This is a genomic window from Thiomicrorhabdus heinhorstiae, from assembly GCF_013391765.2.
GTDB classification, from domain to species: Bacteria; Pseudomonadota; Gammaproteobacteria; order Thiomicrospirales; family Thiomicrospiraceae; genus Thiomicrorhabdus; species Thiomicrorhabdus heinhorstiae.
Genome location: NZ_JACBGI020000022.1, coordinates 1 through 15,028, shown reverse-complemented (window position 1 = coordinate 15,028; position 15,028 = coordinate 1). Strand labels below are relative to the sequence as shown.

Sequence of the window (15,028 nt, the reverse complement as noted above, 5' to 3'; positions counted from 1 at the left end):
CGTTTAGTTGGAGGTAATAGCTGTGATGACGACACAAGGATCAATCCGCTGGTATCGGTTTGGGTTCATTCTCGTATGGGCCGCATTGCTGAGTGCATGTAGTTTTCAACTGCGCGGAACCGGCGCTCAGACCGGCGTTTTGCAGAAGGTGTATGTCGAAGAGCTTGATAATCTCGATTACGACTTGCGCCGCGCGATACTCAGTTATTGGCCGGACGGCGGTATCCAGCTGGCCAAATCGCTCAAAGATGCCCAAGTGACGGTTTCGCTCGGACAGGCGGAATTTACTCAGCGCAGAACGGCGCGTTCGGGACAGGGTGATACCACAGCTGAGCTGCTCACTTTGTCGGTTGCATACAGCCTGTATGCCGAAAATAATGATCGCTTGCTTAGTGCCGGGCGTTTGCTGGTTCAGAGGGATCGACAACTACAGCCGGATGCGGTTTTAGCTTCCGAGGCGGAGTTGAAGAGCCTGAGAGAACAGATGTCGAAAACCCTGGCCGATAAGCTGCTGTTTAAGATTCATGCCGATTACAGCGCTTATCTCAATACACTGAAAGGCGGTTCCACTCAGTGATTCTGGCAAGTGCGTTTCTGAACCAGATTGTTTCTCCTCAATTCGAGGTCAAGCCGGTCTATCTGATCTATGGTGAAGAACCGCTTTTTTTGCGGGATTGCAGTGATGCCCTGCGCCAGAAATTAGTCCAGTACGGTTATATCGGCTCCGATGTTTATGAGGTGGATGCCGGTTTTGACTGGCGCGCTTTGCAAATGGAAACCGCTTCCGGTTCACTGTTTTCCGAACAGCGTTATTTGCAATTGAATATGCCGAAAGGCAATCCGGGAAAAGAGGGGAGTGATTTCATCTGTTCCTGGGGCGAATATGAAACCGGACCGGTACCGGAAACGGTATTGATCGTGCAATGCGAGCGCTTGGACAGTAAACAGCTTAAGGCTAAGTGGGTTGCAGCGATTGAAGCGAAAGGTTTGGTCGTACAGGCTAAGCCGGTTCCGATTGCGGCATTACCGAAATGGTGCCAGGATCGCGGAGCTTCTTTAGGGTTGCAGCTGGATTCCGAAGCGGCAGCGCTGCTGGCCCAACGGACCGAGGGTAATCTGTTGGCGGCAGATCAGGAATTGCAAAAGATTGCGCTTTTATCGCCGCCGTCCGGGCAAATCAGTGTTGATTTTGTCGCGCAGACGGTAGTCGATCAGGCGCACTACCAGCTGTTCGCTCTGGCCGGTTCGGTGCTGAACGGTCAGTTGAACGAGAGCTTGCAAATCCTGCAGCGTCTCAGGCAGGAAGGCATCGAGGCAGCCATTATTTTGTGGTTGTTGAGCAAAGAACTGCGTCAGTTGGTCGAGCTGACACAGCTTTGCCGGCAGATTGCGTTGCCGCAGGCATTTAAGCAGTGCAGGATCTGGTCCTCGCGACAGGGTGAGTATCGTGCAGCGGTAGGTCGCGGAGATCTTGGACACTGGCAAAAATTATTGGGTTCCGCTTTGCAGGCCGATTTAAGAATTAAAGGCATACAGCCTATTTTGCATGACCAGGAAATCTGGTCGACTCTTGACGATCTGGTTGTGGCCATGGCGTCCTGAGAGATGCGAATAAGACGGAGAATAAGATAAAAATGGATATTAAAGCCTATATGGAGACTTTGGGGCAGCAGGCTCGTCAAGCCTCGCGAGCCTTACTGAGAGCCGATACACAAGTAAAGAATCGTGCTCTTCTGGCGATTGCCGAGCAGCTTGACGCCCAAAGAGAACGGTTAAAACAGGAAAATGCCAAAGACCTTGAGCAAGGAAAAACCAACGGTTTGGATGCGGCCATGCTGGACCGCCTTGCACTATCCGACAAAGTCATCGACGGCATGATCGAGGGGCTGCGTCAGGTTGCGTCTTTGCAGGATCCTGTCGGAGAAATTTCCGAAATGAGCTATCGTCCTTCCGGTATTCAGGTCGGCAAGATGCGTGTGCCTTTAGGCGTGGTCGGGATTATTTACGAATCGCGTCCGAATGTAACTGTCGATGCCGCGGCTTTGTGTTTGAAATCCGGTAATGCGGCGATTTTGCGTGGCGGTTCGGAAGCGGCTTATTCAAACCGTGCTCTGGCAAGTGCAATTCAAACCGGACTGGAGCAGGCGGGATTGCCGCAGGCTGCGGTACAGGTTGTCGAGACCACGGATCGGGCAGCAGTCGGCGAGTTGATCGCTATGCCGGCCTATGTAGACGTTATTATTCCTCGCGGCGGAAAAGGGCTGATCGAGCGCATCAGTGCCGATGCCCGTGTTCCGGTGATAAAGCATCTGGATGGTATCTGCCATGTGTATATTGATGATGACGCCGATTTCGACAAAGCGGTGAAGGTGGCGTTCAATGCAAAGACGCACCGATACGGCGTGTGTAATGCGATGGAAACACTGTTGGTTGCCGAATCCCAGGCACCTAAGGTTTTACCGAAGCTGGCCGGGCTCTATGTTCAGGAAGGCGTCGAACTGCGTGGTTGCGAGCAAACGCGTCAGTGGATCGATATCAAAGAGGCGACCGAAGAGGATTGGGCAACCGAATATCTCGCGCCGATTTTGTCGATCCGTGTGGTCAAAGATGTCGACGAAGCCATGGCGCATATCGCGCAATATAGCTCCGGGCACACCGAGTCGATCATCAGCGAAAATATTACCACTGCACGCCGTTTCCTGACGGAGGTCGACTCCAGTTCGGTTATGGTGAATGCTTCGACGCGTTTTGCCGACGGTTTTGAATACGGTCTGGGAGCTGAAATCGGTATCAGTACTGATAAATTTCATGCCCGCGGGCCGGTCGGATTGCAGGGGTTGACCTCGCAGAAGTACATCGTTCTCGGTGACGGAAATATCCGAGAATAGGCTGGGCATGCGGCTGATCGGTATTAATGGCGGAACCTTCGATCCGATTCATTTCGGGCATTTGCGACCTGTTTTGGAAGTAATGACGCGTTTGAATCTGGATCAGGTGCGTTTCATTCCTTGCGCCCAGCCGGTGCATCGCGATACACCCAATGTGGATGCCGAGGCACGCTGCAGGATGATTGAGCTGGCTATCGGCGCGCAGGAAAAATTTGTGCTCGACCGGATCGAGATTGAGCGCGACGGGCCGTCATATATGGTGATGACGCTGGACAGTCTGGCGCAGAAATTTCCAGAAGACAGTCTGGTGCTGATTCTCGGCAGTGATGCCTTTGCCAAGTTCTCGTCATGGCATCAGTGGCAGCGGATTCTGCAGCTGGCGAATCTGGTTGTTATGCATCGTCCGGGCGAACTGCCACCTCAAGACGGAGAGGCAGGGAAAATTTTTCGAGACTATGCGGTGGCGGAATTTACCGAGCCCCATGGACAGATAATTGATCTGGGGGTGACTCAACTGGACATCAGTTCGACTTTTATCCGTCAGTGTCTGTCTGCCGGAGAGCCGGTGGATTATTTGCTGCCGGAGGGTGTGGCCGCTTATATTCGCGACCATCAACTTTATTCGTCGTTTTAGGTCAAAAAGGACTGTAGGCGACATTGTTAATATCGACTTAGCGATAAGCTTCGATAGAAAGGCCGATAAGGCTGAGGAGAAAAAACCGAAATGAGTTTGGATTTGAAAGCGACCGAAGAGTTAATCGTCAAGACATTGGATGACGGTAAGGCGCGCGACATTCAGGTGATCGATATCGCTGGAATCAGCAGTTTTGCCGATTTGATGGTCATTGCAACCGGAACTTCGACCACCCATGTTCGAGCATTGGGCTCGCATTTGGAGCAGGCATTTAAAGAGATCGGCGAACCGCCTTTGGGTGTAGAGTCAGGGCCGCAACCGGATTGGGTGTTGGTCGATCTTGGCGATGCTATTGTGCATGTTATGACCGAAGCAGCGCGCGCGCACTACGCTTTGGAAAAACTATGGGACATCAAATCACAAACCACGCGTTTCAATAAGTCTGAGGATTCCGATCAAGCCTCATGATTATCCACTTCATTACCGTCGGGCAAAAAATGCCCAAATGGGTTCAAGACGGTTATCAGGAGTACGCCAAACGCATGCCGAAAGCGTGCAGTTTGAATCTGATTGAATTGCCGATGGCTCCGCGTGGAAAAACCGGCTCGGTCGAACAGTATAAAGCGGATGAGGCCAAACGGATTCTTGCTGCCGTCCCGAAGGGTGCTCGGATGATGGTTCTGGACGAGCACGGCAAGCAGGTTACGACTTTGCAGCTTGCCGAGCAGATGGAAGGCTGGCTCGGGGGTGGGCAGGATATTGCTTTGATTGTCGGCGGGCCGGATGGTTTGGATGTTTTGATTCTGCAACAGGCGCAATGGAAGTGGGGTTTGTCTAAATTGACTCTGCCGCATCCTATGGTGCGGATTCTGGTAGCCGAGCAGTTATATCGAGCCTGGTCGGTCATTCAGAATCACCCGTATCACAGAGAGTGATCCTTGCCTTCGGCTTTTGGATTAGATGTACTTTTTGCTGATTTTTATCTCGACCCGGCGGTTCTGTTGCTGATTTTCCGGAATGGCGTGCCCTTGTTCATCGAGATTGGCAACTTTCGGAAAACTGTCGGCATAGCCGATCGCTTTTAATTTATGCTTGTCCCAGCCGGCATCGAGAAACACTTGCAGGACGCTGATCGCCCGGCTGGAGGATAACTCCCAGTTGGAAGCGAAGCGCTCGCAATGGATCGGTACATTGTCGGTGTGGCCTTCGATTTCGACGTCGAAATTGTCCAGCGGAAAATTTTTGATTTTTTTGGCAATCTCTTCAACCAGTTCCAGTGATTTCGGGTTTAAATCCGCCGAGGCGGTGGCAAATAAAATTCTTCCCGGCAGATCGATCTTCAGGTAATTTTCTCCCGATTCAATCGCTTCGTCGGGAATCATCTGATGCTCGACCAAAGTGTCGGACAAATTTTTGTGCAGGTCAGCCAGCGGACTGAGTTGTGCGGTCGGTTGTTTTTTGAGCAGGCCTTCGTCAATCCCTTTCGAGATCACTTCGAATTTGCTCTGCTGGATAACCGACATCGACAGTATCAGAACGAAAAAGCCCAGTACCAGCGTCATGGCGTCGGCATAGGTCACCATCCATTCATCGGATTCTTCTTCGCTCGGTTTGCCGAGTTTGTTCTCTTTGCTGTTATCATTCATGGCCATAACCTAGCGATCCGCTCGGCGAAATTGATATTTTGGATGAAGGTAGGAGTTCATGGTGTCTTCGATCAGAGAAGGCGAAGCTCCTTTGGACAGCAGTACGATACCTTCAGCCAATATCTGATTGCGCTGGGCCTCGAGATCCTGTTTGTACTCCAGCTTGCGCGCGGCCGGTTTGAGTATCAGCTGAGCCATCAGCACTCCGTATAGAGTTGTCAAAAGCGCGACGGCGAGACCGCTGCCGATTTTGGTTGGATCGCCTTCCATGCTGTTAAGCATAATAATCAGCCCGACCAGTGTACCGACCATGCCGAATGCCGGCGCAGTCGAAGCCATGGTTTGCAAAACTTTTGCCGGGCGCATATTGCTTTCGTAGATCGATTCTCTTGAATGCTGTAATAAACGGTATAGCTGGGTTCCCTTGTAACCGGTGAGCAGAAACATAAAAGACTGATTTAAAAAGCTTAAACCGTCTTCCGGTTTGTCGATCTTTTTTTCCAGCTGTACCAAGCCCTGACTGCGGACAATTTTGGCCCAGTCGATCAAGGTACCGACGTCTTCGTACAATTTCACCGGATTGACTTTTGCGGTTGTCAAAGTGAATAAAATCTCTTCGAACGCCAGAATAACGTAGCGCCCGTCGTAGGAGATCATCGCCGCCGCGACGGTTCCGCCGATCACCATCAAAAGACTCGATAGGCTGAAGAACATTAGATAGTTACTGGTGTTGAAGAAAACCGCGGTGGCAAATAACCCTAGCCCGAGAATAAATCCGAAAAGTGCGCTAAGAGAAATATGCATGGTCTTTGTTGCTTCCCGTTGTTGTGTGTTGTTTTATGAATTACTCTAATTCCTATTGAAATTAACGTCACTTTGCGGAAAATTTTTAGAAATATCTTGACGGATTTAGGAAATATTCTGCTAGGAATAAGGTGAACAGCCGTTTAAAGGGGAAATTTTTCGACAATAATTGAAGTTCAAAGACTGCTTGACTAAGTGATTGTAATTGTGGATAATTCGCGATTCCTTCTGTGGTTGGAGGGTCACATCGTAGTCATTGCGCTTTGTGTACGCATAAACGCAGTGTTGTGTTAATTGTTAATGGTTAGGTCTACGGATCCTTAACACGTAAAAATATTTTGGAGAATTCCTTATGGCAAACTCAGCTCAAGCTGCAAAACGCGCCCGTCAGGCGGAAAAAAATCGTCAGCATAATGTTGCTCTACGCTCTGATATGCGTACTGCAATCAAAAAAGTATTGGCCAGCATTCAAACTGGTGACCAAGCTCAAGCAAACGAATTGTTCCGTTCTGCGCAATCTAAATTGGATGGTATGGCTCGTAAAGGCATTATCACCAAAAATAAAGCGGCACGTACTAAGAGCCGTATCAACGCGCGCATTAAAGCGATGGCTTAATCCAAGCTACGTTGTTGTGAGAAAGGAACCGGGCATTGCCCGGTTTTTTTATGCCTGAAATCCGTTTGATGATTTCAGGTCGGGCACACCATTTGCCCCAGTTCTTCCGTGAGTTTAAGGTTTTCCGAATAGTCGACCGGACAGTCGATCAATACCACACAGTTATCGGCAATCGCTTTTTGCAACGTTGCCTGTAAAGCGTCATGGCTCTCGATACGATAGCCTTTGGCGCCGAAGGCTTCGGCCAGCTTGATAAAGTCCGGATTTTGGAAATCCACGGAGGTTTCGCGGCCGAACTGGTTTTGTTGTTTCCAGCGAATCAAACCGTAACCGGAATCGTTCCAGATCAGAACAATGATCGGAATCTGCAAGCGAACCGCGGTTTCGATTTCCTGAATATTCATTAGTGCTCCAGCATCACCGCTGACGGCGACGACGGTATTTTGCGGTTGAGCCAGTTTTGCGGCAATGGCGCCGGGTAGGGCGATACCCATCGATGCAAAGCCGTTGGAGATAATGCAGCTGTTCGGAGACAGGGTCTGATACATACGTGCCACCCACATTTTGTGAGCGCCGACATCGCAGATCACTTTGTCTTCCGGTTGCAGTATCTGGCGCAAATCATGCAGTATTTTTTGCGGTTTGAGAGGAAAACTGCGATCGTTGTCGTATTCGTGAAAACGCTGCTCAATGCTCAGCTTTAAACCCAGATAAGGCGAATCGTTATGCCGCTTGCTGATCGCGGCAATGGCTTGCAGGGTACTGCCAATATCCCCGACCAGTCCTGCGGCAACGATATAATGTTCGTCAACTTCGGCCGGCAGGCTGTCGATATGGATAATTTGCGCGGTGAATTCTCTGTTCCACAGAGAAGGAGGGTATTCGACTATGTCATAGCCGACACACAGCACGACGTCGGCGCGATCGATACCGCAGGAAATATAGTCGTGTGCTTGCAGGCCGATGGTGCCGAGGGAGCGTTCGTTATCGCACGGTAAGGCGCCTTTGGCCATGAACGTTGTTGCCACCGGAATATTCAATTTGTCGGAAAACTCCTGCAGCGCTTCATGCGCCCGCGAGCGGATAACGCCGTTGCCGGCGATGATCACCGGAAATTTTGCAGAGGAAAGAATTTCTGCGGCCTGACGGACTTTTAAAGGATGGGCGTAAGACGGCAGGGGACTCTGGCGTTTTAACGGAACCTTATCCAAAGACTGCTGGGCGATATTTTCCGGGAAGTCGATGAAGCTGCACCCCGGTTTTTCCGCTTCGGCAACCTTAAAGGCTTTTCGTACCACTTCAGGAATGGTTTCCGCAGTCAATATCTGCGTGCTGTATTTGCTGATCGGTTCGAAGAGATTGACCAGATCAAGAACCTGATGGCTCTCTTTGTGCAAGCGGGTAGTGCTGGCCTGTCCTGCAATGGCGACGACTGGCGCGCGGTCCATATTGGCGTCGGCAACGCCGGTCACCAGGTTGGTTGCTCCCGGTCCCAGCGTCGACAGGCAAACCCCGGCACGGCCGGTTAAACGTCCGTAGACATCGGCCATAAAAGCGGCGCCTTGCTCGTGTCTGGTGAGGATGAAGCGAATTTGACTGTCGTGCAGTGCATCCATCAGATCGAGATTTTCTTCTCCGGGAATACCGAAAATAAACTCCACCTGCTCGTTTTCGAGGCATTTTACAAACAGCTCGGCCGCTTTCATCGCAATCTCCTCCCAGTGATGTCGGTTTCTATCTTGGCACACTTGTCGGACGAAAAAAACCGTTCGCATGCAGTTTGTCGACGAAAGGCAACTAAGTGATAGGTTGAAGCGAAACGGTTTGATACAATGCCGAATCACGCTAGAGTCTGTTGAAACCCCAGTATTTTGTGTTGCTCATTGCTTATTTGGGATAAGCAAACCTCGCTCTGAGCGCCGCGACGATTGAATTTTTTATCCGGTAGCAGAATCAAATCCGAGTTTTCAACAGGCCCTGATGTTAACAGGCCTTAAGTAAGAGACAACAGCGGTGAAGCGCATTATTAAAGCAACGGCCACGGTCGGCTCAATGACCATGATTTCGCGAATTTTGGGATTTGTTCGCGATGTGATTATTGCCCGTTATTTCGGTGCCGGCATGGGCGCGGATGCTTTTTTTGTCGCGTTTAAAATTCCCAATTTTTTCCGCAGACTGTTTGCCGAAGGCGCATTTTCCCAGGCATTCGTACCGGTTCTTGCCGAAGCAAAGGAGAAGAACGGGCATGCGGCGGTTAAACATCTGGTGGATGCGATCAGTTTCCGTCTAGGCGGTATACTGCTGTTGCTGACCGCTTTCGGGGTGTTCGGTTCCTCTTTGTGGATGCTGGTGTTTGCTCCCGGTTTCCTCGATGAACCGGAAAAATTCGATCTGGCGGCGGATATGCTGTCAATCACCTTCCCTTATCTGCTACTGATCTCATTGGTGGCGTTTTCGTCGGCAATTATGAACACCTACAATCAGTTTGCCGTCCCGGCATTTACACCGGTGTTTCTCAATCTGGTTTTGATCTCGTTTGCCGTTTGGGTTTCTCCTCTTATGGAAGTACCGGTCATGGCTCTGGCCTGGGGGGTTCTGGTCGCCGGTGTCGTGCAGTTGCTGTTTCACCTGCCGTTTCTGTATCGACTCGGACTTTTGCCGAGTCCGTCCCGACATTCCGATCCGGGAGTACAGGAGGTCAAGCGCTTGATGATTCCGGCACTCTTCGGGGTGTCGGTGGCGCAGATCAATTTGCTGGTCGATACCATTCTGGCATCGTTTCTGGTGACCGGATCTGTTTCCTGGCTGTACTATTCCGATCGTTTGATGGAGTTTCCGCTCGGTGTTTTCGGGGTGGCTCTGGCAACGGTGGTTTTACCCGGGTTGTCGAAAATGGCGGCAAAAGAGGATTGGCAGGGGTTTCGGCAGGATCTCGATTCGGCTCTCAGACTGGTTCTGTTGATCGGATTGCCGGCCATGCTCGGCTTGTTGATTCTGGCAGGGCCGCTGGTAACGACCCTGTTCTATTACGGTGAATTCAGTGCCAAGGATGTCGAAATGTCGTCTTTGAGCTTGATGGCTTATTCATTTGGATTGCTCGGTTTTATTCTGGTCAAGATTCTTGCACCGGCCTTTTATTCCCGGAAGGATATGAAAACACCGGTCAGGGTGGCGGTGATCGCTTTGGTCAGTAATATGGTTCTGAACCTGGCGTTGATCGGGCCCTTTGCTCATGTGGGGCTGGCGGCAGCGACGTCGATTTCCGCATTTTTGAATGCCGGCCTTCTGTATTGGTATCTGCGTAAGCAACAGGTCTTTGCCCCTATGCAAGGCTGGATCGGTTTTTCCGTTAAGATTGCGTTGGGTTCGGTGGCGATGTCTCTGCTGCTGCTTATGTTGTCGCCGTCTCTAAATGACTGGATGAGTATGGACGCCTGGCAGCGGCTGGGTTATCTGTCTGCGTTGGTCGCCGGTGCCATGCTGCTGTATTTCGCTGTTCTGGCGCTTTTGGGACTGTCTCCTCGTCGTTTGATCAAACGTGCTTGAATTGAGCAGGTTGGAATTAGGAAAAGCCGGCAAAATTGCAGTGATTTATCAAAGCGCTATTTATGTGCATAGACTATAGTTATGCTTGGCAATAGGCTATAATTTAGCGTTTGATTTTCAAACCTTGGGCGACAGGCGTAATTACGGGATGCAATTAATTCGAGGCTTACACAATTTATCGGCGTGTCAGAAACGCTTTTTCGATGGTTGCATTCTCACTATAGGTAATTTCGACGGAATTCATCTGGGCCATCAACAGGTCTTGAAAGCACTTTGCCGCACGGCGAAGCAAACCGGTTTGCCGACGGTAGTGATGATTTTCGAACCTCTACCGATCGAATATTTTTCTCCGCAGAGTGCCCCGGATAGATTGATGAATTTGCGAGAGAAGCTGCAAGCCTTTGCGGATACCCAGATCGACTATGTATTGTGCATGCCGTTCAATGCCGATTTTGCCAATCTGACTGCGCAGGAATTTGTAAAGCAGGTGCTGGTCGATGCGTTGAATATCAAGCATCTGGTGATTGGCGACGATTTTCGTTTCGGCAAAGGGCGCCTCGGTGACTATGCTTTCCTGCAAGAGGCCGGAGAATCTTTCGGCTTTAGCGTGACCGATATGCCGACCTTTTGCCGAGAAGAAGAGCGTGTCAGTAGTACGCGGATTCGTGCCGCATTGCAAAAGCCGGATTTGGCTGAGGCACAACGATTGCTCGGACGACCGTTTTCCTTTAACGGCCGTGTTATTCATGGTCAGAAGCTGGGGCGCACCATCGGTTTTCCGACGTTGAATCTGAATCCGAAGCGCATTCAGATGCCGGTAATGGGGGTGTTTGCGGTATGGGTCGACGGTATTGCCGACCGTCCGTGGCCGGGAGTGGCGAATATCGGTTTACGCCCGACGGTTGACGGTGTTCGTCCGTCAATCGAAGTGCATCTGTTCGATTGGGACCAGGATTTATACGGTCGCCATATCGACGTCAACCTGGCGTATTTTATCCGTCCGGAAATGAAATTTGACGGTTTGGAAGCTTTGAAGCAGCAGATTGCTCAAGATGCCGAACAGGCACGAGCGTTTTTTGCCGCTGGTGACGATTAAGCCGGTCTGGATTGTCACGTAAAATATAATTAAAAAAGAAATTAATGGATTTGACCTCCGACGTTTTTAGAGAGTAACGCATGAGCAATAACAGCCAAGATAGCACTACCACCGACTATAAACCGACCTTGAATTTGCCGGAAACCGATTTTCCGATGCGCGGCAATTTGCCGAACCGTGAGCCGAAACAGGTTGACACCTGGATGTCCGAGTCGCTGTACCAGACGGTTCGCGAACATATGGCAGGGCGCCCGAAATTCATTCTGCATGACGGCCCTCCGTATGCAAACGGCGATATTCATACCGGGCATGCCATCAATAAGGTATTGAAAGATATTATTGTCAAATCGAAAGGTTTGAACGGCTTTGATGCACCTTATGTTCCGGGTTGGGATTGTCACGGTCTGCCGATCGAGCTGAACGTCGAAAAGAAAAAAGGTAAAGTCGGTGTAAAAATCAATGCGACCGATTTCCGTCAGGCGTGCCGAGATTACGCGCAGAAGCAGGTCGAAGGGCAGATGAAGGATTTCCAACGACTGGGTGTAATGGCCGATTGGGAACATCCTTACCTGACCAAAGATTTTAAATTTGAAGCGGATGAAATCCGTGCTCTGGCAAAAATTATTGAAAACGGGCACCTGGTCAAAGGGACCAAGCCGGTTTATTGGTCTGTCGGTGGGCGTTCAGCTCTGGCGGAAGCGGAAGTCGAATATGAAAATAAGCGCTCGAAGTCGATTGATGTGCGTTTTAAGGTGATTGACGAAGCGGCCTTTTTCGAGCGTTGTCATCATGTTGAAGATCATACCGGTGAAGGGCCTTTATCGGTCGTCATCTGGACAACGACGCCTTGGACTCTGCCGGCTAACCAAGCGGTTTCCATCAATCCCGAATTGGAATATGCCGTTGTGCAGGTCGAAGGCGAACATGGTCCCGAAAGATTGTTCCTTGCTGAAGCAATGATCAAGGACTCAATGGATCGTTGGGGCTTCGAAAATTACCAAGTGGTCGCTTACGGGCGCGGCGAGCAGTTTGATCTGATCCGTCTGCAGCATCCTTTTTATGATCGAATCGTGCCGTTGATTCTGGGTGATCACGTTACCACTGATGCCGGTACAGGCTGTGTTCATACGGCGCCGGGCCACGGTGTCGAGGATTTTCAGGTCGGTCTGAAATACGATTTGGAAGTGGATTGCCCGGTTGACGGCAACGGCAACTACGTCGAAGGTACACCTTTGTTTGCAGGTGAAAACGTTCTGAAAGTCGACGATCACGTGATCGAAGTATTGAAAGAGCATAAGGCGCTGGTGCACATCGAAGTCATTGAGCACAGTTATCCGCACTGCTGGAGAACCAAAACGCCGTTGATTTTCCGAGCGACTCCGCAATGGTTTATCTCAATGGAAAAAGCCGGTTTGCGTGATGCGGCCATGCAAGCGATTCCTCAAGTGCAATGGATTCCTGAATGGGGGCAGAACCGTATTGAAGGTATGGTTGAAGGACGTCCGGACTGGTGTATTTCCCGTCAGCGTTTCTGGGGTGTGCCGATTACCATTTTTATCCACAAGGTGACCGGTGAAATGCATCCGCAAACCACCGAATTGATGGAAAAAGTTGCCTTGATGGTTGAAGAGAAATCGATCGACGCCTGGTATGATCTGGATGCGTCTGAATTGCTGGGTGACGAAGCGGATAATTATGAAAAAGTCACCGACATTCTGGATGTCTGGTTTGACTCCGGTATTTCTCATTACACAGTTCTTGGGCAACGCGATGAATTGCAAGCTCCGGCCGATCTGTATCTGGAAGGGTCGGATCAGCACCGCGGCTGGTTCCAGTCGTCGTTATTGACGGCTCTGGCAATCGATGGTCAGGCGCCATACAAGCAAGTTCTGACACATGGATTTACCGTAGACAAGGACGGTAAGAAAATGTCCAAATCGATGGGGAACGGAATCGCGCCGCAGGATATTGCCAATCAATACGGAGCCGATATTCTGCGCTTATGGATTTCCGCTGTGGACTATCGTTATGAAATGACAGTCACAGACGAAATCTTTAGTCGTACCGCCGATGCCTATCGCCGAATTCGCAATACCGCACGTTTCCTGCTGGCGAATATTAACGGTTTTGATCCGCAGATCGATTTGGTTGAATATGACAAATTGTTACCGCTTGATAAGTGGGCGATCGGTCATGCGGCCAAACTGCAAAAAGAGATTATCGAAGCGTACGAAAGCTATAGTTTCCACAATATCTATCAGGCGGTGACGCACTTCTGTTCGATCGAGCTGGGCGCTTTCTATCTGGATGTCATCAAGGATCGTCAATATACCTGTAAAGCGGATAGCCTGGCACGCCGTTCAGCTCAAACTGCTCTGTATCATATCGTTGAAGCCATGACGCGTTGGATTGCACCGATTTTGAGTTTCACCGCCGAAGAGATCTGGCAGGTGCTTCCGGGTGACAGAGCACAGACGGTGTTTGTTTCCCAATGGTACGATGCGCTGACCGAACTCGATGAGACGGCTGCGATGAATTCCGCTTACTGGAATGAAATGATGGAAGTACGTTCTGCCGTTGCCAAACAGCTGGAAGTACTGCGTAACGAGAAAGTTATTAAAGGTTCTCTGACTGCTGAAGTTATCTTGTATGCGGATGATAAGTTGTTCGACAAGATATCCCGTTTACAGGATGAGTTGCGTTTTGTGCTGATCACTTCCGAAGCGAAAATTCTTCCGTTGGCCGAAAAAACTGCGGCGGCGATTGAATCCGAGCTATCCGGTCTATGGGTTGACGCGGGAGCGACCGCTAAGCCGAAATGCGCGCGTTGCTGGCATCATAGGTCTGATGTCGGGGCGCATGCGGATCATCCTGACCTGTGCCAGCGCTGCGTCGATAATGTTGTCGGTGATGGTGAAGTGCGTCATTTCGCATAAGATATAGACAGAATTTAACCGGGCTTGAGGCCCGGTTTTTTATGCAATAGTAAATTTAAAAGGTAATGGAATGTCCTTTTCTTCCTCTACGGCGCTGAAGACCCTGTGGGTGAGCGTGCTGGTGATCATTGTCGATCACCTGACGAAATATCTGGCTGTCAGCTATCTGAGTTTTGGTGTCCCTTACGAGGTGATGCCGTATTTGAACTGGACTCTGGTCTATAACCATGGAGCAGCCTTCAGTTTTCTTGCTGAGATGGGCGGATGGCAGCGCTGGTTTTTTGCTTTTCTGGCGATTGCCATGAGCGTGATTCTGCTATTCTGGCTTAAGAAATTACCTGCCAAATTATCGATCGAATCTGTCGGGATCAATTTTATTCTTGGCGGTGCGGTCGGAAACCTTATCGATCGCATTTTGAGCGGACGTGTAACCGATTTTATCGATTTCTATGTAGGGAACTGGCATTATGCGACTTTCAATGTGGCTGATGTTGCTATCACGATCGGTGCGATTCTGCTGATTTTCAATGAGTTTTTCTGGAAGAAATCTTCCTGATTTTACCTCTTGCTATTATGCGATTCGGAGAATATTCCCCCTCCGAATCTCTCCCAATCATTTTGTCTTTTTCATGTCTTCTGTGATTCGTTTTTATTGTTGCGAAGCGAATTTGTCCGCCTTTTGTTTTATATTTTCTCGACCTGAAAATAACTTCTTAAGTTTTATTTAATCTTTTATATACCCAAATAAACTAAGTTTATAGACCATAAGCATAATTATTGGTTATGATTTTGTCGGTTTGTTAGCGTTTTTTCACTGTTGTCATGACTAGTCTTGGATTGTCTGGTTTTGTCTAGTTACTTG

The 15,028-nt window shown here is 49.9% G+C and carries 14 protein-coding genes; 11 read left to right on the top strand and 3 right to left on the bottom strand.

Translation table 11 applies throughout. The annotated features are described in order from the left end of the window. Positions 1-25 precede the first annotated feature (25 nt). The 6 genes from H8792_RS09660 to rlmH all read left to right on the top strand — a co-directional run bounded on the left by H8792_RS09660 (position 26) and on the right by rlmH (position 4,457). On the top strand, positions 26-577 hold the full coding sequence (locus H8792_RS09660) for an LPS-assembly lipoprotein LptE (RefSeq protein WP_194947660.1): 552 nt from the start codon (positions 26-28) through the stop codon (positions 575-577). Further along, entirely contained in the window at positions 574-1,602 is a 1,029-nt protein-coding gene (gene holA, locus H8792_RS09655; RefSeq protein WP_185978750.1) for a DNA polymerase III subunit delta, read from the top strand. Before H8792_RS09660 ends, holA begins: the two co-directional genes overlap by 4 nt. Positions 1,603-1,634: 32 nt before the next feature. Then, entirely contained in the window at positions 1,635-2,888 is a 1,254-nt protein-coding gene (locus H8792_RS09650) for a glutamate-5-semialdehyde dehydrogenase (RefSeq protein WP_185978749.1), read from the top strand. A gap of 7 nt (positions 2,889-2,895) precedes the next feature. Continuing rightward, positions 2,896-3,522 carry a nicotinate-nucleotide adenylyltransferase gene (nadD, locus tag H8792_RS09645; RefSeq protein WP_185978748.1) on the top strand — a complete coding sequence of 209 codons (627 nt, stop codon included), beginning with the start codon at positions 2,896-2,898 and terminating at the stop codon, positions 3,520-3,522. Positions 3,523-3,612: 90 nt separating this feature from the next. Continuing rightward, positions 3,613-3,990 (top strand): ribosome silencing factor, encoded by a 378-nt coding sequence (gene rsfS, locus H8792_RS09640; protein ID WP_324187611.1) that lies wholly within the window; start codon positions 3,613-3,615, stop codon positions 3,988-3,990. Continuing rightward, positions 3,987-4,457: a 23S rRNA (pseudouridine(1915)-N(3))-methyltransferase RlmH gene (rlmH, locus tag H8792_RS09635; protein ID WP_185978747.1), complete on the top strand. Its 471-nt coding sequence runs from the start codon at positions 3,987-3,989 to the stop codon at positions 4,455-4,457. Before rsfS ends, rlmH begins: the two co-directional genes overlap by 4 nt. 21 nt (positions 4,458-4,478) lie before the next feature. On the opposite strand, the gene H8792_RS09630 is transcribed toward rlmH, so the two are convergent. Both H8792_RS09630 and H8792_RS09625 read right to left on the bottom strand, forming a co-directional pair. Continuing rightward, positions 4,479-5,168, bottom strand: coding sequence for an OmpA/MotB family protein (locus H8792_RS09630; RefSeq protein WP_185978746.1), 690 nt, complete (start codon positions 5,166-5,168; stop codon positions 4,479-4,481). 9 nt (positions 5,169-5,177) lie between these two features. Further along, complete coding sequence (locus tag H8792_RS09625; RefSeq protein ID WP_185978745.1) at positions 5,178-5,972, bottom strand: motility protein A; 795 nt, start codon at positions 5,970-5,972, stop codon at positions 5,178-5,180. 352 nt (positions 5,973-6,324) lie between these two features. Here H8792_RS09625 and rpsT point away from each other — a divergent pair, with 352 nt between their 5' ends. Further along, positions 6,325-6,588 carry a 30S ribosomal protein S20 gene (rpsT, locus tag H8792_RS09620; protein WP_185978744.1) on the top strand — a complete coding sequence of 88 codons (264 nt, stop codon included), beginning with the start codon at positions 6,325-6,327 and terminating at the stop codon, positions 6,586-6,588. A 74-nt stretch (positions 6,589-6,662) separates the two neighbouring features. On the opposite strand, the gene H8792_RS09615 is transcribed toward rpsT, so the two are convergent. Beyond that, positions 6,663-8,294 carry an acetolactate synthase large subunit gene (locus H8792_RS09615; protein ID WP_185978743.1) on the bottom strand — a complete coding sequence of 544 codons (1,632 nt, stop codon included), beginning with the start codon at positions 8,292-8,294 and terminating at the stop codon, positions 6,663-6,665. A 307-nt stretch (positions 8,295-8,601) separates the two neighbouring features. Between H8792_RS09615 and murJ the strand changes: the two genes are divergently transcribed. From murJ to lspA, 4 genes are all read left to right on the top strand, one after another. Next, on the top strand, positions 8,602-10,134 hold the full coding sequence (murJ, locus tag H8792_RS09610; protein WP_185978742.1) for a murein biosynthesis integral membrane protein MurJ: 1,533 nt from the start codon (positions 8,602-8,604) through the stop codon (positions 10,132-10,134). Between the two features lie 148 nt (positions 10,135-10,282). Then, positions 10,283-11,230, top strand: coding sequence for a bifunctional riboflavin kinase/FAD synthetase (gene ribF / locus H8792_RS09605; RefSeq protein WP_185978741.1), 948 nt, complete (start codon positions 10,283-10,285; stop codon positions 11,228-11,230). Positions 11,231-11,310: 80 nt separating this feature from the next. After that, positions 11,311-14,166 (top strand): isoleucine--tRNA ligase, encoded by a 2,856-nt coding sequence (ileS, locus tag H8792_RS09600; protein ID WP_185978740.1) that lies wholly within the window; start codon positions 11,311-11,313, stop codon positions 14,164-14,166. 70 nt (positions 14,167-14,236) lie between these two features. Further along, positions 14,237-14,722 (top strand): signal peptidase II, encoded by a 486-nt coding sequence (gene lspA / locus H8792_RS09595; protein ID WP_185978739.1) that lies wholly within the window; start codon positions 14,237-14,239, stop codon positions 14,720-14,722. Positions 14,723-15,028 lie beyond the last annotated feature (306 nt).

Excerpts from the sequence above, each read along its gene's own strand:
- rpsT (WP_185978744.1), top strand. The coding sequence starts at position 6,325 with ATGGCAAACTCAGCTCAAGCTGCAAAACGCGCCCGTCAGGCGGAAAAA.
- H8792_RS09650 (WP_185978749.1), top strand. The coding sequence starts at position 1,635 with ATGGATATTAAAGCCTATATGGAGACTTTGGGGCAGCAGGCTCGTCAA.
- rsfS (WP_324187611.1), top strand. The coding sequence starts at position 3,613 with ATGAGTTTGGATTTGAAAGCGACCGAAGAGTTAATCGTCAAGACATTG.
- ribF (WP_185978741.1), top strand. The coding sequence starts at position 10,283 with ATGCAATTAATTCGAGGCTTACACAATTTATCGGCGTGTCAGAAACGC.
- H8792_RS09630 (WP_185978746.1), bottom strand. The coding sequence starts at position 5,168 with ATGAATGATAACAGCAAAGAGAACAAACTCGGCAAACCGAGCGAAGAA.
- H8792_RS09660 (WP_194947660.1), top strand. The coding sequence starts at position 26 with ATGACGACACAAGGATCAATCCGCTGGTATCGGTTTGGGTTCATTCTC.
- lspA (WP_185978739.1), top strand. The coding sequence starts at position 14,237 with ATGTCCTTTTCTTCCTCTACGGCGCTGAAGACCCTGTGGGTGAGCGTG.
- rlmH (WP_185978747.1), top strand. The coding sequence starts at position 3,987 with ATGATTATCCACTTCATTACCGTCGGGCAAAAAATGCCCAAATGGGTT.
- nadD (WP_185978748.1), top strand. The coding sequence starts at position 2,896 with ATGCGGCTGATCGGTATTAATGGCGGAACCTTCGATCCGATTCATTTC.
- H8792_RS09615 (WP_185978743.1), bottom strand. The coding sequence starts at position 8,294 with ATGAAAGCGGCCGAGCTGTTTGTAAAATGCCTCGAAAACGAGCAGGTG.
- H8792_RS09625 (WP_185978745.1), bottom strand. The coding sequence starts at position 5,972 with ATGCATATTTCTCTTAGCGCACTTTTCGGATTTATTCTCGGGCTAGGG.
- ileS (WP_185978740.1), top strand. The coding sequence starts at position 11,311 with ATGAGCAATAACAGCCAAGATAGCACTACCACCGACTATAAACCGACC.